The organism is Buttiauxella sp. (assembly GCF_035271705.1).
Classification (GTDB): domain Bacteria; phylum Pseudomonadota; class Gammaproteobacteria; order Enterobacterales; family Enterobacteriaceae; genus Buttiauxella.
Window position 1 is genome coordinate 1 of the sequence record NZ_DATERI010000165.1, and the last position, 22244, is coordinate 22244.

Genomic DNA, 22244 nt, shown 5'->3' on the forward strand with positions numbered 1-22244 from the left:
GCCGTAATCAATATATATGCGTGAGTTTATTTAAAAAACACTCATATTCATAAATTAATCTAAAGTATATCCCCTACCCGCCGTTAATGTTGTTAATTAGTCTTGATTAACAACACGGCAAAAAAAATGAACAAACTGACCTTTTCTAAAAAAATAGCACTCAGCTTTTCTGTCATTCTGGCCTTTATGATAATTATGGGCTCAATATCATTTTACTTTTTGTATCAAAATAATAACAAATCACAAACATTAATTACCGAACGCTTCCCAGCAGTTCGTTACACCCTTGAAATGAGAGGAATTCTATCAGAACTCCGCTTACAGCAAGTACAAATGGTCGCTTCGATAGATTTAAAAGATCGCGAAAAACATAAAGTTGAATTGCAGCAAGCAATAGATAAATTCATCACAGCACAGAATAAATATCTATCCTTATCCAAAAATAAAACAGAAAACCCCATAGCCAGAAACATTGCTTCAAACTTCAAGTCTTTCTCCGAATCGAATACTGAAGTGATAAGCGCTCTGGACCGAGAAGATATTGCTGGGGCCAACCAAATCAGCGGTGATAATTCTCGAAAATATCGCACGCAATTAATGGCCGATCTGTCAAAACTGGAAAAAAGCGAAGTTGATAGTGCCGATCACGAAGCGCGCGAAGCTGAACAAAGCTTCACAACCGCTAGCTACATCCAGTTGATACTCGGCACAGTGGTGCTGCTCATTTGCGCCGCTGTAGGAACGTTACTCATTCGCAACCTAATGCGCCAATTGGGAGGAGAACCCGCAAGCGCCCAGCAAGTCGCATCAGTTATTGCTGCTGGAGATTTAACGCATGCTATCGATAGCGAGGGTCAAAATACCCTGATGGGTTCGCTGGGTACCATGCAGGATGAGCTCAGAAAGCTTATCACCGCTATCCGTCACTCGGCCGATACCGTCTTAAGTCATTCCACAGAAATAGCCTCAGGCAATCGCGAACTCTCGGCACGCACCGAACAACAATCAGCTGCTCTGATAGAAACTGCGGCGAGCATGGAACAAATAACGTCAACAGTAAAAAACAACGCCGACAACACTCGCCAGGCCAAAACCATTGCGGGGAGTGCCGCGACCCATGCTCAGGAAGGTGGCGTGGTAATGAGCCAGGTTTCACAGACCATGCTCAGTATTTCCGGTAGCGCGGAAAAAATGACTGAAATCACAACACTTATTGAGGGAATCGCCTTCCAGACTAATATTCTGGCGCTTAATGCCGCTGTAGAAGCGGCCCGCGCAGGGGAGCACGGCAAAGGTTTCGCGGTTGTTGCAGGCGAAGTGCGTAGCCTTGCCCACCGTAGTGCAGAAGCCGCGAAGGATATTAAGCAACTGATTAATACCACTACGGGCAAAATGAGCGAAGGATCGCAGCAGGTCACTCAGGCGAGCAAATCAATGGCGGATATTATCGATAACGCTACCCGTGTTCATGATTTGCTTGATGAGGTCACCATTGCCACCGAAGAGCAGCAGCGCGGCATTGAACAAATCAACAGAGCGATTGCCGAACTCGATAGCGTCACGCAAAGCAATGCTTCCATGGTGGAAGAGCTCTCGGTATCCGCGGATGTAATGATTGATCAGGTGAATGTGCTGACGGAAAGTACTCGTGTATTCCGTATTGGAAGTGAACTGCGGGGCTAAGGTGATTTCCCGCCCTCAGAAGGGCGGGAAAATGACGATTAAAAATTCGCCTGCTGGTACAATTTATCCCACATTCCCTGCACTAAAGACTGGTCACGCGGTGAAAGCTCACCCGCTTGAATAGCTTTCTCCAGGCTGTTTGACACCGCTGCATGAAGCGCTTCTGGACTGTGGTCTTCACCGTGTTCCAGGTCCGCTACCGCCAAAGTCAGGTGGCCACGCAGATAACCGCTGGCAAACAGTTCGTCATCGCTGGCTGTCTCAACCATCTCATCAATTAGCGCCAGAATGCGTGTCTCAAATTCCGCGATCATCGTACTTCCTCTTCAGTATGCAGGTTTTTAGTTTAGATCTTCCGGCCACGGAAACTGCTCCGCGGCCAGCGGTGGAGTTTTGTAAAATTGCCCCAACGCTTCAATCAATTTTGCTGTGCGTGCCGGGATGCCCTCTTGCAGGTAAATCATCACCTGCGCATGGACCCGACGCTGGAATGCAATCCTGTCCGGGTCGATATCCCCGCTCAGGTTGTCGCAGCTCACATTGAACGGGAAATTTGCCGCCACGCACAGTAACCATTCCTGCGCCTGCGGTTTCACTTCCACATCTTCGAATTTGCTTTGTGTTTCGGCATCACGCCCGTCCGGGCAATACCAATAACCAAAATCAACCCTTTCACGGCGAGCTTTGCCCGCGATGAGCCAGTGAGAAATCTCATGCATTCCGCTGGCGTAATAGCCGTGCGCAAACACCACGCGGTGATAAGGCGTTTCTTCATCTGCTGGAAGATAGATCGGTTCGTCGTCGCCTTTAATCAGACGTGTATTAAATTCGTCTTTAAAGCAGTTATCGAAAATGTCGATAAGTTCCTGATAATGGTGTTCTGTGGTTGTCGTCATTGTTGCTGTTGTCATCTCATGCTACCCCCAACCAATGGAGGATCTCCGTTCCGTGGCTATCAAATAAGAGTTTGGCACTCATCACCGCCGAGACAATCACAATCATCGGACGGATCAGTTTTTGCCCTTTACTCAGTACCAGACCCGATCCCATACGCGCCCCTAAAAACTGCCCTGCCATCATCACAAAGCCGGTTCCCCAAATCACTTTCCCACCGATGATAAACAACAGCAAGCCGCCTAAATTGGACGTCGCGTTTAACACTTTGGCGTGAGCCGTAGATTTGGCGAGGTTAAAACCGCAGAGTGTGACAAATGCCAGCGCATAAAAAGAACCCGCACCTGGGCCGAAGAAACCGTCGTAGAAACCGACACATCCCCCCGCCACCAGCGCAAATGGCAGGCCGTATAAGCGGCGCTGTCTGTCCTCTTCACCCAATGTTGGCATCAATAAAAAGTACAAACCGATACCAATCACCAGCAGTGGCAAGATTTGCCGCAACACGTCTGATTTCACATACTGAACCAGCAATGCACCTGTCGTTGAGCCAATGAACGTCATCAGAATATTGAGTTTCTGATCCTTCAGGCTCACCACTTTGCGGCGAATAAAATAGAGTGAGGAGGAAACTGAACCGCCGCATGCCTGGAGTTTATTGGTCGCCAGTGCATGTGCAGGGGACATTCCCGTCGCTAATAACACGGGGACGGTGATCAACCCTCCGCCACCCGCCAGTGAATCAATAAACCCCGCAAGCATGGCGACAAAAAACAGCGCCACCAGAATCACGGGGGAAACCATAAACCATTCCATCAACTTATCCGTTAGAGAACGTGCTCATCCAGCAAAGCCTGACAAGAGGCCGGTATCGGGGGAGGTGTTTTTTTCTTCGGTGGCGTGCTGCCCGGTGCTGGCGGTGCAAACCAACTTTGCAGTTCTGCACCACAACCGTCGCCAGGCGGCGGTAATGGTTGATCTTCGCACTCAAGGCTGTCTGCTGGGCAGCGTAGGCGGACGTGCATATGCGCACGATGAGCAAACCACGGGCGAACTTTCCGCAGCCAGTCACGATCGGCTCCGGCATCCAGGCACAGCTGTTGCTTAATGGCTGGATTGACGAAGATGCGCGTCACGTCATTATCTTTCGCCGCAAGCTTAATCAGACTGCTAATTTCAGGCTGCCACAAACGCGGCACCACATGCTGATTATCACTGGCAACTAAATCCAGTGCTTGCGGTTTGAGCAGTTGAGCGGATGTCCAGTGCGCTTTAGGAAGCTGCAAGAAGATGTCCACATCGAGGCCGCTTTGGTGGCTGGCATGACCGGAGCTAAAACGCCCACCCGCCGCCATGCCCATATCACCAATCAGCAACGTTCCCAGACCCAGTTGTGTCGACTGATTACTGAGGCGCTGGATAAACGACACTAAATCAGGATGCCCGAAATAGCGACGCTGGTCCTGCCTCATTACCTGATAACGCGGATCGTTGAGCGGTAACTCGTGGGCACCAACAATACAACCATTGGAAAAGGCACCGATAGATTGCGAGCTACCCGCAATCGGATGACTAATTTGCTGCCACGGAGTGGCTGCAAAAGTAGCGGCACTGGCAAGAAATGCCAGCAGACCCACGAGTATTTTTTTCATCGCATTACCAGCGTGGTAAAGGGAAAGTCACATCAGCATTTTGAGCACGCTGACGCAGCATATGGTCCATCAAAACAATCGCCACCATGGCTTCAGCAATCGGTACGGCACGAATACCCACACAAGGATCGTGGCGGCCACGCGTCACCATCTCCACTTCTTCGCCTTCGCGATTGATGGTGCGACCCGGAACCATAATACTTGAAGTCGGTTTCAGCGCCATGTTCGCCACAATCTGCTGGCCACTGCTGATGCCACCCAGAATGCCGCCAGCATGATTGCTCTGGAAACCGTCTTTGGTAATTTCGTCGCGGTTTTGGCTACCACGCAGGTTAACGACGCCAAAGCCATCGCCGATTTCCACGCCTTTCACGGCGTTAATGCTCATCAGAGCATGGGCAATGTCGGCATCCAGACGGTCGAATACCGGCTCACCAAGGCCTGGTGGCACGTTATCAACCACCACGGTGACCTTGGCACCGATGGAATCACCCTCTTTTTTCAGCGCACGCATCAATTCATCAAGGGTTTCGATTTTGTCGGGATCCGGGCAGAAGAATGGGTTCTGCTCAACTTGCTCCCAGTCTTTAATTTCCAGTGGCACGTCGCCCATCTGCGTCAGGCAACCACGAATGGTGATGCCATATTTATGCGCCAGATATTTTTTAGCGATAGCCCCTGCCGCCACGCGCATTGCGGTTTCACGCGCGGAAGAACGGCCACCGCCACGGTAATCGCGCAGGCCGTATTTTTGTTCATAGGTGTAATCAGCGTGACCAGGACGGAACACATCTTTGATGGCGCTGTAATCTTGCGAGCGCTGGTCGGTATTCTCAATCAGCAAACCAATACTGGTGCCGGTTGTGACCCCTTCAAAGACGCCAGAAAGAATTTTCACTTGATCAGGTTCACGACGTTGCGTGGTATAGCGGGAGGTACCTGGGCGGCGGCGGTCGAGATCGTGTTGTAAATCGGCTTCGGTAAGCGGAATGCCTGGCGGCACACCATCAACAATACAACCCAACGCCACACCGTGGGATTCACCAAAGGTCGTTACGCGAAATACTTGTCCAATAGAGTTTCCGGCCATCTTCTTTCCGTTGTCATTCTTCGTTGTGTTGTGAGCAAAAGAAGACGGGCCATAAGGCCCGCCTGCACAGATTAATCTTTGTAAATGCTGAAATGTTCACGCGCGTCGATCAACTGCGATTTGGTCAGCATAAACACGCCGTCACCGCCGTTGTCGAACTCAAGCCAGGTGAACGGCACATCTGGGTATTGATCCATCAGATGTACCATGCTGTTTCCGACTTCACAAATCAGGATACCGCCATCAGCGAGGTAGTCCGGTGCACACGCCAGAATGCGACGCGCCAGTTTCAGACCATCGCTACCCGCAGCAAGGCCCAACTCAGGTTCGAAGCGGAATTCGCCTGGCAGATCAGCCATATCGTCTGCATCCACATACGGCGGATTGGTCACGATAATATCGTACTGCACTTTTGGCAGGTCGCGGAACAGGTCGGAACGAATGGGTGTGACCTGATTTTCCAGGCCGTGCTCAGCAATGTTTTGCTCGGCAACAGCCAATGCATCAAGAGAAATATCGACCGCATCGACTTCTGCATTCTGGAATTCATACGCACAGGCGATGGCGATACAGCCACTGCCCGTACACATATCAAGAATATGCCGCGGCTCTTGGTCGAAAAGACCAGCAAAACGGTTGGTTATTAGCTCACCAATTGGCGAACGTGGCACCAGTACGCGTTCATCGACATAAAATTCGTGGCCGCAGAACCAGGCTTTGTTGGTCAGATAAGCCACTGGGATGCGCTCATTCACACGGCGAATAACGCGCTCAACGATGCGATGGCGCTCGCTTGGCGTCAGGCGTGCCGTACGCATATCTTCAGGGATATCCAGCGGCAGATAGAGGCTTGGCAGCACTAACTGAACGGCTTCGTCCCACGGGTTATCTGTGCCGTGTCCATACCAGATGTTGGCGGCGCTAAAGCGACTCACTGCCCAGCGCAGCATATCCTGAATGGTGTGCAGTTCATTCACTGCCTCATCGACGAAAATTTTATCCACGTTGCCCTCCGCAGGCCGTTCGCGCTAATTCAATAATCGATTAGTTTGCCATGAAGGCCGCGACAAATCAGCATTTCAATTACTGACACTACCGTGAAAATGACGTTTTATTTAGCGATGGACTGCAAACCAGGTAAACTGGCGACAAAACAAATGCGAGACGAGAAAGAGATGAAAAAGAAAACTCCGCTCAGCGTTGATGAAAGGAACCTTTTCCGTGATTTGATGAGCGGCACGAAAAAATTGACTCAGGACACCATTGTTCATCGCCCAATGCGCAAGAAGGTCCAGGAAGTCCCGGTAAAACGACTGCTACAAGAGCAAGTCGATGCCAGTCATTATTTTTCTGATGAATTCCAGCCACGGCTGGCAACGGAAGGTCCGACGCGATATGTGCGCGAGGACGTCAGCCATTTTGAGCTTAAAAAAATTCGTCGCGGGGATTATTCGCCAGAATTATTCCTCGATTTGCATGGCCTGACACAGTTGCAAGCGAAGCAGGAATTAGGCGCGTTGATCGCGGCCTGTCGCCGTGAACATATATTTTGTGCAAGCGTAATGCATGGGCATGGTAAACACATTTTGAAGCAGCAAACGCCGCTGTGGTTGGCGCAACACCCGCATATCATGGCATTTCATCAAGCGCCGAAAGAGTATGGCGGTGATTCTGCACTGTTGGTGTTGATTGAAATTGAAGAGTGGCTGCCGCCGGAATTACCTTAATAAGGTACCTTTAAATAATAAGAGCCGCATTTCGCGGCTCTTTTTCTTCATACTTACGGCTTTCAGATAGCTTTAGCTACCCTCAAATTACACGGACTCATCTGCCAGTTATACACCCCTATCCCGGTTTCAGGATCAAGTGTGACATTGGCGATAGCCGAAGTACTGAACATCGGCGGTGTCTCTTGTGGGCACAGCTCAGACACCAGGTAACCAACCAACGGCAAATGGGAAATCACCAACGCCGATTCAACCCCTTCATTTGCCAGGGCTTGCAGGTAATCACCCACCAGACCCACATCGCCGCACGGTCTCAATTCCGGCAGAATGTCTTCTTTACCTGGAAGAACCAGTGCTTCCCGCACTACATCCAGGGTTTGTTCGGCTCGCAGGTAAGGGCTCACCAGAACACGTTCGATATCCGCTACTTGACCTTTCAACCAAGTCGCCATTACTCGGGATTCATCACAACCACACTGAGTGAGTGGACGTACCGAGTCACTGGCAGCATCGAGTGCTGCGTCGCCGTGACGCATGATAAAAACTTGCATATTGCACCGCTTTTGTTAACCAGGAATGCTTGAATCCCCCTGAAACTTGCGAGGAGAAATTCAGCAGCCGGGCATTGTGCCTTATCTGTACATCGAATGAAACGCTGTTTTTTTACTTCAATGGTGCAAGTATAGTCAATCACTGTTTATTAAGTGACCGACCAGCATCCATTCACCGAGTCATAAACTCATGTTTCTTTGACTACAGTTTCATCTCGGGGGTTCACTTTTCCCAGAAATTTCGTTGTTCTTCCACCATTTGTAAAAGTCTGTCACAAGGAGCAAAACGCTCCCCGTACTGGCTTGCCAGGCGTTGCAATTGTGCGACAACTTCACCCGCGCCCCGTGAATCCATATAACGGAACGGGCCACCGAGGAACGGTGGGAAACCAATACCGAATACGCCGCCGATATCACCATCGCGAGCACTGCGAACGACCCCCTCATCGAGACAACGTGCCGCCTCATTGAGCATCATCATCACACAGCGTTCTGCTATCTCTTGTTCAGCAAGCGTACCTTTTGGCGAAACACCCAACAGCGTATAAATTGCAGGGTCCACCTGCTTTTTGCTTCTACTCCCTTTCCCTGGATAAAGATAGAAACCACGCCCATTTTTTCTACCTTTGCGATCGTCATTCAATATTGCTGCAATACTTTGCGGAGCGGCAAAACGATCACCGTAAGCATCCTGAAGTATAGGACCAATTTTAGTCCCTACATCAATTCCCACCTCATCCAAAAGTTGGATTGGGCCGACCGGAAAACCAAACGCCACCAGCGCATTATCAATTTTATCGACAGGCTCCCCTTCCACCAGGCAACGCATCGCTTCGTTAATGTATGGCGCCAGAATTCGGTTGACGTAAAAGCCCGCGCTGTCACCCACGACAATCGGTGTTTTGCCCTGTTTTTTGGCAAGTTGAACCGTTGTGGAAATGGTTTCTGCGCTTGTTCCAGCGTGCGGAATAACTTCAACCAATGGCATTTTATCGACCGGGCTAAAGTAATGCAGACCGATGACAAGTTCTGGACGTGCGGCATTGGCCGCAATATCGGCTATCGGCAGCGAAGAAGTGTTCGATGCAAAAATGGTATGGGGTGCCGCATTGCTTTCAATTTCTGCGACCATTTTTTGCTTGAGTGCGAGATCTTCAAAAACAGCTTCCACCACGATGTCACGGTTTTTGAAACCGTGATAATCAGTGCCGCCGGAAATACGCGCCATTTCTCTCTGGCGCTCCGTCGCTTTCATATGGCGGCGGCGCACTTTTTTATCCAGCAAGTCCCAACTGTATTTCAGCGCATGGTTAATGCCATCGTTGTTAATGTCTTTAATACGCACGGGTAACTTGCCTTTCGTCGCCGTGACAAACGCAATACCGCCGCCCATCAAACCGCCGCCCAGCACACCCACTGCGTTTATCGGGCGCGGTTGTGCATCCGCACCATGTTCTTTTTTAAGCTCGGTGCTGGCAAAGAATAAACCCCGTAAAGCGGCGGATTGCGGACTCATAGCCAGTTCGCCAAAGGCTTTAGCCTCCGATTCGTAACCGCTAAAACTCCCTTGCCCCAGACCGACTTTAATCACGTCGATAATGCGCTGCGTCGCAGGATAATTACCGCGCGTTTTTTGCTCGGTTTTCTTACTCACTATGCTAAACAATAAAGAACGGCCAAGCGGCCCCGCCAAAATGCGTTCCCGAACCGGGAGTATTCGCGATGGCTGGCGGCCTTTTGCCACCCGCTCAATGGCTGCAGCCAACAGAATAGAATGCGGTACGACTTCATCTACCAGCCCAAGTTTTAATGCCTGACGTGGGCGCAATTGCTTACCGGTTAGAATCATATCCAACGCATTGCTAACGCCTATTAAACGTGGCAAACGCTGCGTACCGCCAGAGCCTGGCAGCAAGCCTAGTTGCACTTCAGGCAAACCGAGTTTGGTTTTTTCGTCATCAGTACAGATACGTGAATGGCATGCCAGTGCCATTTCCAGGCCACCGCCCAGGCACGCACCGTGAATGGCTGCCACGACAGGAATAGGAAGAGCCGCGATTTCCGCCATGATTTGCTGACCCTGTTGGGCCAAGGTTTGCGCCTCAAGTGCTGTCTGGCAGTTAGCGATCATGTTGATATCAGCACCAGCAATAAAATTGTCTGGTTTGCCGGAGATAAAAATCAGCCCTTGCAGCGCGGAGTTATCGCGAATTTGTTTGATGATGTTATGCACTTCCGGGCCAAAAGAAGCTTTCAGCGTATTCATCTTTTCGCCCGGTACATCTATTGTCACGACCGCGATATTGTCGAGTCGAATATGTAAGTGGAATGCGGAAGTCTGTTCCATTATTCGGCCTCCAGAACCATTGCAGCACCCAATCCACCCGCCGCACAGGCGGTAACCAAACCGAATCCACCACCACGGCGCCGCAGTTCGTGCAGCGTTTGCGTGATCATTCGTGCTCCAGTTGCTGCAAACGGGTGACCGTAAGCAATCGAGCCACCTAATACGTTGAATTTCGCATCGTCCACTTCGCCAGTGGCATGGGCGCGGCCTAACACATCGCGAGCAAAACGCTCGCTGGCGAGCATTTTCAAGTTAGCTAACGTTTGTGCGGCAAAGGCTTCATGCATATCGATTAAGGTCAGATCATTCAATGTGATGCCGGCTCTTTCAAGCGCCAGAGGTGTCGCCCAGGCTGGGCCAAGTAACATATCTTTCCAGACATCAACGGCGGTGAAAGCGTAACTGCGTAAGTACCCCAGTGGCTTCAAACCCAGTTCTTTCGCCCGGGATTCTGTCATGAGAATAACCGCAGCAGCTCCGTCGGTTAATGGTGTGCTGTTTGCGGCAGTGACGGTACCGTGTATACGGTCAAACGCAGGGCGCAGCTTTGCATAATCGGCAATCGACGAATTCTGGCGAACATTATTATCTTCACTGAAAGGCTGACGATACGGAGGAATAAAGGTGGTCATGACCTCATCGTTCAGTTTGCCCTCTTGCCAGGCAATCGCGGCCTTGGTGTGGGAGCGATGCGCCAGTGCATCTTGTTGTTCACGCGTAATACCGTGGGTTTTCGCCATTTGTTCAGCAGTATCCCCCATCCGCAAACCGGTGGAGTATTCCGCTACTGCGGGTGGCACGGGCAATAAATCGCGAGGACGTAAGCGCGAGAAGAGTTTCAGCTTTTGCCCAAGCGTGCGGGCTTTATTAGCATCAACCAGTACGCGCGCCAGTTTTTTACTCACGCCAATGGGCAGAACGGATGAGGAGTCAGCGCCACCGGCAATCCCTGCGCGGATCGTACCCGCCATTAAGCTTTCGGCGACATTCGCCACGGCCTGGAAGCTGGTCGCACACGCACGGCTAACGCTGTAAGCGTCGGTATGCACACTCATTCCGGTGCCGAGCACAATCTCACGGGCAATGTTGGGGGCTTCCGGCATCTGGACGACTTGGCCGAAGACCAATTGTTCAATGACTTCTGGGGGAATTTCGCTGCGGGCCAACAATTCGCTGACCACCATGTTGCCCAGATCGATGGCAGGTATACCGTGAAATGCCGTCGCCTGACGGGCAAACGGTGTACGTAAACCACTGACGATGGCGATGCGGTCACCCTGACGGGTGACCAGCGGAAGTGCCTGACTCATAACGCTCCCCTGTTCTACCCTACATCCATGAAGCGACAGCGGCGTTGCTGCATTCACTCACCTAAATCACTGACTCATATAAGCTCATTAGGATGAGTTCTTTTGCTGCCTTGCTGTAACTTTAAAGTTTTGGGTATAAATATTGTAAACGACCAATAGTGGTCTGACCTGATCACAGTTTTAACCAAAAAGTTACAATCAGCCAACTAAAGGACGAAAGAATTGGGAGGGGGAACACGCTTTACGGAAGGATAGTAAAGTGAAGAAGGTGGATGACGCTTTCGCTTTTCCACCTACAGTTGGGACGTGTCGATCGGACAAGCTTGCGCCATCCGACATTTTTACAATTAACGCAGACCCAGTTGGAAGATCATGGTTTCAGCCTGGCAACTAAAAGTGAAATCAATATCCAGACGAACACCTTCAGCTTCATCGGTATAACGAGAAACGATTTCGCAAGGTTCATTTTCAACTTCGCGAGCCCTTTCGCTCAGCGCTGCCAGAGTTTCGTCAGCTTCTACACGAGTGGCGAACACGCGGCTGTAGGTTGCTGTGCAGTCAGTATTATCAATGATAGAACCGACATCAATACAGCAGCAAACCGGGGTTTCATCAGCACTGTTTTTACTCATTTTATGATTTCCTCTGTATTTCGCATTGAATAGGATTAAACAATTCCTGTCTATTTTACGCTCCCTGTTGAAGCGACTCCAGTCGTTAATCTTGTCAAAATCTTCAAGTGACCCAAATCACACTTAAAAATGATCTAAAACAAGATTCACCCATTTTACTGAGTGACACCAACCCCGATTTTGCCAGGCAGATCTCGTTTCGATGATCAAATTGGATATTTTTTAGATACAAACTTGCAACATCCCATCTGGTCGGACCTATACTCTCGCCACTGGTCTGATTTCTCTGTAACAGATCAGCCCCTACTATTCGCACTCCTGTTACTGTATGTAACAATGTTTGTATAAAAATAAATCTATTATGAGGTTTTGGTCATGAGCCAGAAAAACCTGTTTACAAAGTCAGCCCTCGCGGTTGCAGTGGCAATAGTCTCATCGCAGGCATACTCAGCCGGCTTTCAATTAAACGAGTTCTCTTCCTCAGGCCTTGGCCGAGCTTATTCTGGGGAAGGCGCTGTCGCAGATAATGCAGGTTCCGCCAGCCGTAACCCTGCAACGATCATGATGTTTGACCGCTCTTCATTCTCTGGCGGTGCGGTATTCATCGATCCCGACGTGAATATTTCCGGTACCTCTCCGTCAGGCCGTAGCACCGATGCTAATAACATTGCTCCGACCGCCTGGGTTCCAAACTTCCACTTTGTTTCACCCATTAACGAACAATTTGGTTGGGGTGCTTCGGTTACATCAAACTACGGTTTAGCGACAGAATTTGCAGACGATTACGCTGCAGGTTCAATGGGCGGCAAAACCGACCTGACGACGGTGAACCTGAACCTGAGCGGCGCATACCGTTTAAACAGCAATTGGAGCTTTGGTCTTGGCTTTGATGCTGTTTATGCCAAAGCGAAAATCGAGCGTTATGCAGGTGATCTTGGCCAAATTATCGCAGGTTCTGGCGCTTTGCCTCCTTCACTGGCAGGCCCAGTTTCCCGTCTTCCTTCCGATACCCAAATCGCGCATCTGGAAGGTGACGAGTGGGGTTATGGCTGGAACGCCGGTATCCTTTATGAAATCGATAAAGATAACCGCTACGGCTTTACCTACCGTTCCGAAATCAAAATCGACTTCGACGGCGACTATAAAAGCAGCTTGCCTTCCGCTTATAACCCGCTGTTGTCTAACTTTGGCTTACCATCTGGCACCAATGGGCAAACCGTTCCAGGTTCTCTGACTCTGAACTTGCCAGAGATGTGGGAGCTGTCCGGATATAACAAAGTTGATCCACAGTGGGCAATTCACTACAGCATTGCTTATACCAGCTGGAGCCAGTTCCAGGAGCTGAAAGCCACTGGTACCAACGGCCAGACCCTGTTCTATAAAGATGAAAGCTTTAAAGATGCGTACCGTATTGCTTTAGGTACCACTTACTTTATGGACAAGAACTGGACCTTCCGTACCGGTATCGCGTTTGATGACAGCCCGGTTCCTTCGGATCACCGTTCTATTTCTATCCCGGATCAGGACCGCTTCTGGATAAGTGCCGGTACAACCTACGCCTTTAACGAAGATGCGTCTGTAGACCTGGGTGTTTCCTACATGCACGGTCAGAACGTTGAGTTCAAAGAAGGCCCATATACCTTCCGCTCTGAAGGCCAAGCGTGGCTGTACGGCATGAACTTTAACTATGCATTCTGATAGTTAACGGTGACAAAAAAGGCGAAACCTTGGTTTCGCCTTTTTTATTTCTCTCACATACCTTGCGCTTACTGAGAGTCGATATCTTTCAGATCGTCCTGAATAGACTCGGCATTCGGGTTCTCAAGCGGGGTCAGTTTCCCGCCGTTTGCCATGAAATCATGGCGTTGGAAGTAGGCTTCACGCACCAAAATATACGGGTCTGAAGATTGTTTCAGCAAGCCTTCAGAATCCAACAATTGCGCACGCGTTTCGATACCTTCAAGCGTCCATTTGCCCACAGACATCCACCAGGTTAGCCAGGACAGTGGGGCATACAAATTGTCTAGCATCTCACCGCCATCTTCACGGATAGTGAAGCTACCGTAGGCAGGTAAATGGACATATGGACCGTAGCCCACGCCATAATGCCCAAGTGTCGTACCAAAACGGTTTGGCTCAAGGCGTTGTAATTTCGGATTTGCCATTCCCGCGACATCAATGAAACCACCCATACCCAACATACTGTTCAGGAAGAAACGGGTGAAATGCACCATTCCCTGATACGGGTCGCCCTGGAGAAAATTGTTCACCATAGAAGCAGGTTCTTCGAGGTTACTGGTGAAGTTGCTCAGCCCATTACGTGCCGGTTGCGGCACATAATCACGCCACACCACAGCAACCGGGCGCACAATATACGGATCCAACACATCAAAGTTGAAGTCGTACATGGTGCGGTTGAACCCTTCTAAGGGGTCCGAACGCCCTTGCGGTTGTGTATCTGCCGAACTCGCACAGCCTACTAAAACGGTAGCGGCCAGTGCTAACCCGGTCAGGCGGAAATTCATAGTTATCTCCCTGTTATTTTTGCTCTACGCTCTCAGGTTTGGTGTTGTCCATGCCAGCTTGCGCGGCCTTTGCCTGTTCGATGCTTCTTTGCACCACGGCCCGACGCTGGTCGTTTGCTGGTAGGACTTGCAACATAATTTGCCATGCACCAATCGCTTCGCGGTACTGTTGTTGTTCAAATGCATTAAAAGCCAGCAGGCTTAATACACGAACATTTGTATGGTCCGTATTGAGGAGCTCTCTTAACAGATTCCCACCCAGTTGGTTATCTTGCGGATCGCCGCTGCGAGTCAATACTTCAGCATAGCCCAGCTTTACATTACTGTTGGTGGGCGACAGTTTAAACGCATGTGCAAAGGCTTGCGTAGCGATTGTTGCATTATTCAGAACCATACCAATTCGGCCTAGCATCATCCAGCCCTCAATATTGTTAGGTTCGTGCTGCAATTGGGTGCGTAACCCAAGACCAAGATCGGTCATTTCCTGCATATTCAGCGGCTTTGCTTGCGGATCTAATGCTCGCTGCAACAGTTGCGGAGTCTGATTTGAGAGTTTTTGCCAGGCTCGCACCTGCTTGATATCCGACGTTTTCAGATAAACGCCCACGCTCACCGCAATCAACACCACCACACCTGGGGCGAAAAACCAGAAGTGCGCTTTTTTGGTGACGACCGGAAGTTCTTCACTTTCCGGCTCGTCAGTAAAATACACTCGTCGTTTGCGGCTACGCCGTACAATCACGCCTACGCCACCCAGAATAAACAGCACAGGAAGCACCCACAAAATAAGGGTTGCTGGCGTCATCGGCGGTTCGTAAGTGACGAAATTACCGTATCTTTCTACCATGTAGTCGATGATTTGTTGCTTCGTTTTCCCCTGCTGCTGTAACTCATAGACTTTCAGACGCATGTCAGAGGCAATCATCGCGTTGGAATCGGCAATGCTATTGTTCTGGCATTTCGGGCAGCGCAGTTGCTCAGTCAATTGACGGAATTGCTGCTCTTGCGCCTCATCTTTAAACTGGAAAGTCTCTATAGCCGCCAGTACATTAAACGAGAACAGGAATGCAACGATCAGTAGCCATCCGCGTTTCATGCACCCGCCTCCTTGTTGTACTTATCCCACAGCGGTTTCAGCTCTTGCTGCCAAACGCGATCGTTAAGATCGCCCGCATGGCGATAGCGAATAATCCCTTTGCCATCAATGAGGAACGTTTCTGGCGCACCGTAAACCCCCAAGTCCAAACCCAACATACCGTTGCCATCAAACAAGCTCAGCGCATAGGGATTACCTAACTCATTGAGCCAGTTAATGGCTTTGTGGCGATCGTCTTTATAGTTCATGCCAACCACGCGAACGCCCTGCGCTTTCAGCCCGTTAAGATACTGATGCTCAGCACGACACGTCGGGCACCAGGTCGCCCAGACATTGAGTAATAACGGTTTACCGTCATTGAGCACGGCCTGGTCGTAAATCTTGCCGGGGTTTTCCAGCGACTCAAGACGAAACACCGGCACTGGCTTCCCGACGAGCGCCGACTCAAGATGGGTCGGATCATCACCCTGCGCATTTCGCGCCAGTTGCCACAGCAGCATTGCGGCCAGCAGTAAAAACAACCCTAACGGGATAAACAATATTTTGCGCTTCATGCAGCCTCCGGCACGTTTTTACGCAGTCGGTAACGTGGGTCAAACAGACAGAACAGACCACCGAGGGTCATCAGGATGCCGCCCAGCCAAATCCAGCGCACGAAAGGTTTGTAATACAGGCGCACCGCCCAACTACCATCGTCTAACTCTTCGCCGAGTGCGGCGTATAGGTCACGTGTCACGCCACCATCAATCGCCGCTTCGGTCATCATGGCGCGGTTACTGTTGTAGAAACGCTTCTGCGCATGCAGCGTGGCTTCGTGCTTGCCATTGCGCGTGACATCAATAGTGCCCACGCCACCACGGTAGTTCGGGCCAGTCAGCTCATTAACCTCGCGGAATACAAAGTGATACTGGTGGATATCGATGCTGTCGCCCGCTTTCATCCGCACATCACGTTCAATGCTGTAATTCTGGCTAAAGGCGATGCCGACAACCGTAACGGCCAGCCCCAAATGCCCGAACACCATGCCCCAATGGCTGCGTGGCAATGTCCATAACCCTTTGAGCAGGCCATGGCGATGGGTCGCACGTTCATAGACTTCCATTAGCGCCAGGACAAACACCCATATCGCCATCAGCAAACCGACCACCGTCATGGCTTCGACACGGTCTTGCATTAACCACGGCAACACCAGTGAAAGCACCACCGTGAACGCCACTGCAATGACCAAGCGTTTCACCAGTTTTTGCGGTTCATCACGGCGCCAGCGCACCAACGGGCCAATCCCCATTAGCAAGGCAAAGGGTGCCATCAGTGCGGTAAACATGGTGTTGAAGAAGGGTTCGCCGATAGAAATGCTGCCCAGCCCGAGTTGCTTGTGCACCAACGGAAGTAACGTTCCCAGCAACACCACCAACATCGCGGCAATCAACAGCACGTTATTACCGAGTAAAAATGATTCCCGAGACCACAAACCATTCCCGACACGTGACCGGATTTTGCCGCCTTTCACCGCATACAGCAGCAGCGAGCCACCAATCACAATCACCAGGAAGGCGAGGATAAACATCCCGCGTGCGGGGTCTGATGCGAAAGAGTGCACTGAAACCAACACGCCCGAACGCACAAGGAAGGTGCCCAACAAACACAGTGAGAATGCCGTGATTGCCAGCAACACCGTCCAGGCTTTAAAGCTGCCGCGTTTTTCAGTGACCGAAAGCGAATGGATGAGTGCCGTTCCCGCAAGCCACGGCATAAACGAGGCATTTTCTACCGGGTCCCAGAACCACCAGCCGCCCCAGCCTAACTCGTAGTAAGCCCAGGCCGAACCCAACACGATACCAATAGTTAAAAATGACCAGGCTGCCAGCGTCCACGGACGCGTCCAACGTGCCCAAGCCGCATCCAGTTTGCCCGCCATCAATGCAGCAATAGAAAACGCAAATGCCACGGAGAAACCGACATACCCCATGTACAGCAGCGGCGGATGGAAAATCAGCCCGATATCCTGCAACAGAGGATTCAAATCGCGGCCTTCTATCGGGAAGTCGGGCAAGGTGCGGGTGAACGGATTCGACGTGAAAATGATAAACATCAGGAAGCCGAAATTAACCATCCCCATAACGGCCAGAACCCGCGCCACCGCATCTTGCGGCATACTGCGGCTGAACAATGCCACCGCGAAAGTCCATGCGCTTAACAGCAGAACCCACAATAGCAATGAGCCTTCGTGCGCGCCCCAGGTCGCAGCAACGCGATACCAGACGGGCAGCTCGGTGTTTGAGTTATTGGCGACATACAACACGGTAAAATCGTTAACCACAAACGCATTAACCAGCACCAAGAAACTCGCACACAGCGTGATAAAGAGCGCCCATGCCAGAGGGCGGCTTGAAGCCATTAATCGTGAGTCATTACGTTTCACGCCCCACAACGGATAAACACTGAGTAGCAATGACCAGCCAAGCGCCAGACACAGCAAAAAACTCCCCATTTCAGGCATCATGAGGCGTTATCCTGATAAGCCTTAGGTGCGCGTTGGTGATTTTTATCCATCGCTTCTTTTACTTCCGGCGGTGTGTAATTTTCGTCATGCTTGGCCAACACTTCTTTCGCTTCAATTTTGTTTCCCACAGCGAAGACACCTTGTGCCACCACACCCTGCCCTTCGCGGAACAAGTCCGGCAAAATACCGACGTAACTGACATCGACCACACCGCTGGCATCGTAAATTTTGAACGTGACTTTTAATGTCTGGTTATCACGCTTTACACTGCCTGGCTGAACCATGCCGCCGACACGCAAACGCTGCCCCACTTCAGGTAACTGTTGGCTTTCACCTTTGCCATACAGGATTTCGCTCGGCGTATAGAACAGGTCGATATTGCTACGCAGCGCATACAACACCAACGTGATGGTCAGCCCCAATCCCACCAGCACCGCAAGCGCCAGGTAGAGCCGATTTTTACGACGAAGATTCATTCAGTTCCCTCTGCTTGTTGTGCCGCCTGAATACGCTTTTCCCGGGCTTGTTGGCGGGTGACAGAATTTAAAATAGTGCGGCGCTGCAAGCGGGTGTGTACCCCCAACAACAGCAAAGGAATGAACGTCAGCGCAACGGCCAGCCAGACGTAAAACCCGTAGCCCCCCATCGCAAAAAAATCACTCCAGTTTACAAAAGCGCTGTTCATGCGTTCCTCTCTTTATTCGCCAGCGCCAAAACCCACGGGCGGCGCTGTTCCTGAAGCAAAATAAGGTTACGCAAGCGCATGAGTGTTAGCGTGGCAAACAGCATCAGAAAACCGAAAATGGTCAGGCGCAACGGCGTGCGCATGGAAGGGTCGATACTTTGCTGCATGTTGCTCGAGCCTTGATGCAAGGTATTCCACCATTCAACCGAGAAATGGATAATCGGTAAGTTCACCACGCCCACCAGCACCAGAATACCCGCAGCGCGCCCGGCCAGGCGGCGGTCGTCAAAAGCGTTATACAGCGCAATCACGCCAATATAGAGAAACAACAGCACCAGTTCTGATGTCAGGCGTGCATCCCAGACCCACCAGGTTCCCCACATCGGTTTACCCCACGCAGAACCCGTCACCAGAGCGATAAACGTCAACACCGCCCCAACCGGTGCCATCGCCGCAACGGCGAGGTCAGACATTTTCATCTGCCAGACGAGCCCAATAAATGCAGCGACCGCCATCGAGCCATAAATCCCCATCGACCAGATAGCCGCCGGGACATGAAGGTACATAATGCGATAGCTCTGACCTTGTTGATAATCCGCGGGCGCAAATCCAAAACCCCAGACGCAACCGACAACCAATAACACGGCGCTGATGAGTGCGCACCACGGCACAAAATAACCGCATAGCTGATAAAGCCGCTCGGGTTTAGCGAGTTGATGTAACGCTTTCCACATAATTTATGCTCACAAACGAAATTTTTATCTGCTCGGATGGGTGGATGTCGCTTCGCTAATCCCCCTACAACGGCAGGCTTTTTGTCGGTCGGATAAGCTAAGTGCCATCCGACAAGACAGCTACTGAACGCTGATGCGCAATGCCGCCGCTGTTGCAAACGGGCTAAGAGTCGCACTCGCCGCAAGTAACGCCCCAAGGATTGCCATGTAACCGTCCACCGGAAGATGCATAGAAGCGGCGTCCATGGCGGCGGTAGCAAAAATTAACAGCGGGATAGTGAGCGGCAACACCAACAGGCTCAACAACACGCCGCTGCGCCGTAACCCCACCGTCAGCCCCACGCCCGGCGCGCCCAGGAAATTCAGCGTCGGGGTGCCCAGTAATAGCGTCATCGCCATCACTTGCCAGCCGTAAAAATCCAGCCCCAACAACAGCGCGGCAAGTGGCGAGAGAATCAGCAACGGCAATCCCGTCACCACCCAGTGAGCGGTCACTTTCGCTAACACCACCATAGGCAAAGGGATGGGTAGCAACATCAGTTGCTCTAGCGTTCCATCCTGAAAGTCATCGCGAAACAACCTGTCCATCGCCAGCAGCGACGCCAGTAACGCCGCCACCCAAATCACGCCCGGCGCAATACGCGCCAGCAATTGCGGCTCAGGGCCAATACCCAGCGGAAACAGAGTGATAACGATAAGAAAGAACCACAGAGGGTTGGCGATTTCCGCGCCTTTGCGCCATACCACTCGCAATTCATGCAGGAAAATTCGGCGCATCATGCCCGTTTCTCCTGCAAATAAATTTGGCGCACGTTGTCGGCTGCCAGTGGCTGATGCGTGGTGAGAATGACCATGCCGCCATTTTCGGTATGGCGCTTGAGGATGAGCGTGAGTTTTTCCACACCGGTTGCGTCGATTGCGGTGAAAGGCTCATCCAGAATCCAGATTTTATGTGTGCTTAACCACAAACGGGCCAGCGCCACACGCCGTTGTTGCCCGGCAGAAAGTTGGTTAACCGGAACATCTTCAAAACCCAGTAAACCCACTTCAGTGAGTGCTTGCCAACGTAGAGATGGCACACCTTCAGCATGATAAAAGCTGAGGTTTTCAAAGGCAGTCAGCACCGTTTTGATACCAGGCTGATGCCCAAGCCACAGCAAGTCCTGGTGATATTGATAGCGCGCGCGGGATAACCCTTCCCCCTGCCACTTCACTTCGCCTTCCTCAGCTTGTGCCAGCCCCGCCAAAATCCGCAACAGCGACGTTTTCCCGGCTCCATTTTTCCCGGCGATTTGCACCATTTCACCAGAGCGTACGCTAAACGACAACTCGCTAAATAACACGCGGTCATCACGTACGCAGGTCAGGTTAATCGCATCAAGCATTTGGGGAGCCACTCCTTGTCTCTGAGCGCAAGATCATAACACACCGCGGGTTTTGCTCCAGTTGGCCTACCGCCGTTGCGGTACTCCAAAAGAGGTAAACCTCGCGCACGAGATCAAAATTAAGTCGAATTAGCGTACGCCTCGGGGTACGTAGCTAAAAACCGCTACGCTTAAAGGAACAAATCACCCGCGAGAGACCCGAAGAATGGATGAACTAAAAGAAGACAAAATCAACAAATCCAGCGATGGAATCGAAGTCGAAAGTGATGAGAAAGATAATGGAGAAAAGATAGAGGTCGATGAGGAACGCCTACCTTCGCGGGCAATGGCTATCCACGAACATATCCGTCAGGACGGTGAAAAAGAGCTGGAACGTGACGCGATGGCGTTGTTATGGTCGGCGATTGCGGCGGGTTTATCGATGGGCGCATCGCTACTGGCAAAAGGGGTATTTCACGTCAATCTGGAAGGCGTACCCGGCAGCTTTTTGCTGGAAAACCTCGGCTACACCTTCGGGTTTATTATCGTCATCATGGCGCGCCAACAGCTTTTTACTGAGAACACTGTCACCGCCGTGTTGCCAGTGATGCAGAAACCGAGCGGGGTAAACTTCCTGCTATTGCTGCGTTTATGGGGGGTGGTGCTGCTGGGTAATATCATCGGCACCGGTCTTGTCGCCTTTGCCTTTGAACATATGCCGATATTTGATGAGAAGACGCGCGAGGCATTCGTCAGCATCGGCATGGAAGTGATGCACAACACGCCAGAAGAAATGTTCGCTAACGCCATCATCTCCGGTTGGATAATTGCCACTATGGTGTGGATGTTCCCGGCGGCAGGTTCTGCAAAAATAGTGGTCATCATCATCATGACGTGGATGGTCGCACTGGGTGATTTAACCCATATCGTGGTCGGCTCCGTCGAAATCCTCTACCTGGTTTTTAACGGCACCATCCACTGGAGCGAATTCCTCTGGCCATTTGCCTTGCCAACGCTTGCAGGCAACATCTGCGGGGGGACGTTTATCTTCGCGCTCATCAGCCACGCACAAATCCGTAACGATATGAGCAATAAGAAAAAAGCAGAAGCAAAAGCTAAAGCCCGGCACCAACAGGAAATTAAAGAAGGCAAAGTAGACGATAAAGATGAAAATCAGGCTCATCGCACATAAAACTGATTACGTTTCAGGCAATCAGCTTGCTTGCCCCTTAACGCCGCCCCAAAAGCGGGTATACTACGCCCGCTAAAGTCCTCTTAGTTAAATGGATATAACAAGCCCCTCCTAAGGGCTAGTTGCAGGTTCGATTCCTGCAGGGGACACCATTAAGTCATTTCACATCACTTCAGTTCACTTAAGAAACCCAGCAACACCAAGCCTCTCAGCAAACTTAAGCTTTAAATAGCTTTCATATCTATTCATGACATTACAG

At 51.0% G+C, this 22244-nt stretch carries 23 protein-coding genes and 1 tRNA gene; 5 read left to right on the forward strand and 19 right to left on the reverse strand.

Features of this window, described 5'->3' with window-relative positions; genetic code table 11:
• Positions 1-126: 126 nt before the first annotated feature.
• Complete coding sequence (locus VJY99_RS14815; protein WP_324119779.1) at positions 127-1683, forward strand: methyl-accepting chemotaxis protein; 1557 nt, start codon at positions 127-129, stop codon at positions 1681-1683.
• A gap of 38 nt (positions 1684-1721) precedes the next feature.
• On the opposite strand, the gene VJY99_RS14820 is transcribed toward VJY99_RS14815, so the two are convergent.
• The 6 genes from VJY99_RS14820 to prmB form a co-directional block, all read right to left on the reverse strand.
• Positions 1722-1997 (reverse strand): YfcL family protein, encoded by a 276-nt coding sequence (locus VJY99_RS14820; protein ID WP_324119782.1) that lies wholly within the window; start codon positions 1995-1997, stop codon positions 1722-1724.
• 27 nt (positions 1998-2024) lie between these two features.
• Entirely contained in the window at positions 2025-2579 is a 555-nt protein-coding gene (locus VJY99_RS14825; protein ID WP_324119821.1) for an elongation factor P hydroxylase, read from the reverse strand.
• Positions 2580-2595: 16 nt separating this feature from the next.
• A complete protein-coding gene (locus VJY99_RS14830) occupies positions 2596-3393 on the reverse strand; it encodes a sulfite exporter TauE/SafE family protein (protein WP_324119784.1) in 798 nt (265 codons plus the stop codon).
• An 11-nt stretch (positions 3394-3404) separates the two neighbouring features.
• On the reverse strand, positions 3405-4229 hold the full coding sequence (gene mepA, locus VJY99_RS14835) for a penicillin-insensitive murein endopeptidase (protein ID WP_324119786.1): 825 nt from the start codon (positions 4227-4229) through the stop codon (positions 3405-3407).
• Positions 4230-4233: 4 nt separating this feature from the next.
• Positions 4234-5319 (reverse strand): chorismate synthase, encoded by a 1086-nt coding sequence (gene aroC, locus VJY99_RS14840; protein WP_324119788.1) that lies wholly within the window; start codon positions 5317-5319, stop codon positions 4234-4236.
• A 71-nt stretch (positions 5320-5390) separates the two neighbouring features.
• On the reverse strand, positions 5391-6323 hold the full coding sequence (prmB, locus tag VJY99_RS14845) for a 50S ribosomal protein L3 N(5)-glutamine methyltransferase (protein WP_324119790.1): 933 nt from the start codon (positions 6321-6323) through the stop codon (positions 5391-5393).
• Between the two features lie 171 nt (positions 6324-6494).
• On the opposite strand from prmB, the gene smrB reads away from it, so the two are divergent.
• Positions 6495-7046 (forward strand): endonuclease SmrB, encoded by a 552-nt coding sequence (gene smrB, locus VJY99_RS14850; protein WP_324119823.1) that lies wholly within the window; start codon positions 6495-6497, stop codon positions 7044-7046.
• A 62-nt stretch (positions 7047-7108) separates the two neighbouring features.
• Here the strand turns inward: smrB and sixA are convergent, their stop codons facing one another.
• From sixA to VJY99_RS14870, 4 genes are all read right to left on the reverse strand, one after another.
• A complete protein-coding gene (gene sixA, locus VJY99_RS14855; RefSeq protein ID WP_324119792.1) occupies positions 7109-7597 on the reverse strand; it encodes a phosphohistidine phosphatase SixA in 489 nt (162 codons plus the stop codon).
• 223 nt (positions 7598-7820) lie between these two features.
• Complete coding sequence (fadJ, locus tag VJY99_RS14860) at positions 7821-9944, reverse strand: fatty acid oxidation complex subunit alpha FadJ (RefSeq protein WP_324119794.1); 2124 nt, start codon at positions 9942-9944, stop codon at positions 7821-7823.
• On the reverse strand, positions 9944-11254 hold the full coding sequence (gene fadI, locus VJY99_RS14865; RefSeq protein ID WP_324119796.1) for an acetyl-CoA C-acyltransferase FadI: 1311 nt from the start codon (positions 11252-11254) through the stop codon (positions 9944-9946). Before fadI ends, fadJ begins: the two co-directional genes overlap by 1 nt.
• Before the next feature lie 347 nt (positions 11255-11601).
• A complete protein-coding gene (locus VJY99_RS14870) occupies positions 11602-11886 on the reverse strand; it encodes a YfcZ/YiiS family protein (protein ID WP_324119798.1) in 285 nt (94 codons plus the stop codon).
• A 375-nt stretch (positions 11887-12261) separates the two neighbouring features.
• Here VJY99_RS14870 and fadL point away from each other — a divergent pair, with 375 nt between their 5' ends.
• Positions 12262-13584, forward strand: coding sequence for a long-chain fatty acid transporter FadL (gene fadL, locus VJY99_RS14875; protein WP_324119800.1), 1323 nt, complete (start codon positions 12262-12264; stop codon positions 13582-13584).
• A 68-nt stretch (positions 13585-13652) separates the two neighbouring features.
• On the opposite strand, the gene mlaA is transcribed toward fadL, so the two are convergent.
• The 9 genes from mlaA to ccmA all read right to left on the reverse strand — a co-directional run bounded on the left by mlaA (position 13653) and on the right by ccmA (position 20814).
• Positions 13653-14411, reverse strand: coding sequence for a phospholipid-binding lipoprotein MlaA (mlaA, locus tag VJY99_RS14880; RefSeq protein WP_324119802.1), 759 nt, complete (start codon positions 14409-14411; stop codon positions 13653-13655).
• 13 nt (positions 14412-14424) lie between these two features.
• A complete protein-coding gene (locus VJY99_RS14885) occupies positions 14425-15507 on the reverse strand; it encodes a cytochrome c-type biogenesis protein CcmH (protein WP_324119804.1) in 1083 nt (360 codons plus the stop codon).
• Positions 15504-16061 carry a thiol:disulfide interchange protein DsbE gene (gene dsbE, locus VJY99_RS14890; RefSeq protein ID WP_324119806.1) on the reverse strand — a complete coding sequence of 186 codons (558 nt, stop codon included), beginning with the start codon at positions 16059-16061 and terminating at the stop codon, positions 15504-15506. Before dsbE ends, VJY99_RS14885 begins: the two co-directional genes overlap by 4 nt.
• Positions 16058-18010, reverse strand: a complete 1953-nt coding sequence (locus VJY99_RS14895; RefSeq protein ID WP_324119808.1) for a heme lyase CcmF/NrfE family subunit — start codon at positions 18008-18010, stop codon at positions 16058-16060. Before VJY99_RS14895 ends, dsbE begins: the two co-directional genes overlap by 4 nt.
• Entirely contained in the window at positions 18007-18486 is a 480-nt protein-coding gene (gene ccmE, locus VJY99_RS14900; RefSeq protein WP_324119810.1) for a cytochrome c maturation protein CcmE, read from the reverse strand. Before ccmE ends, VJY99_RS14895 begins: the two co-directional genes overlap by 4 nt.
• Complete coding sequence (gene ccmD, locus VJY99_RS14905) at positions 18483-18695, reverse strand: heme exporter protein CcmD (protein WP_324119812.1); 213 nt, start codon at positions 18693-18695, stop codon at positions 18483-18485. Before ccmD ends, ccmE begins: the two co-directional genes overlap by 4 nt.
• A complete protein-coding gene (locus tag VJY99_RS14910; RefSeq protein ID WP_324119813.1) occupies positions 18692-19429 on the reverse strand; it encodes a heme ABC transporter permease in 738 nt (245 codons plus the stop codon). The genes ccmD and VJY99_RS14910 overlap by 4 nt, the downstream gene beginning before the upstream one ends.
• A 120-nt stretch (positions 19430-19549) precedes the next feature.
• Positions 19550-20209: a heme exporter protein CcmB gene (gene ccmB / locus VJY99_RS14915; protein WP_324119815.1), complete on the reverse strand. Its 660-nt coding sequence runs from the start codon at positions 20207-20209 to the stop codon at positions 19550-19552.
• Positions 20206-20814 carry a cytochrome c biogenesis heme-transporting ATPase CcmA gene (ccmA, locus tag VJY99_RS14920; protein ID WP_324119817.1) on the reverse strand — a complete coding sequence of 203 codons (609 nt, stop codon included), beginning with the start codon at positions 20812-20814 and terminating at the stop codon, positions 20206-20208. The genes ccmB and ccmA overlap by 4 nt, the downstream gene beginning before the upstream one ends.
• Before the next feature lie 205 nt (positions 20815-21019).
• On the opposite strand from ccmA, the gene VJY99_RS14925 reads away from it, so the two are divergent.
• The gene (locus tag VJY99_RS14925; RefSeq protein WP_324119819.1) at positions 21020-21985 is read left to right on the forward strand and encodes a formate/nitrite transporter family protein; all 966 of its coding nucleotides are present in this window, start codon (positions 21020-21022) and stop codon (positions 21983-21985) included.
• Between the two features lie 77 nt (positions 21986-22062).
• Positions 22063-22137, forward strand: a tRNA-Arg gene (locus VJY99_RS14930).
• The last annotated feature ends 107 nt before the right edge of the window (positions 22138-22244 follow it).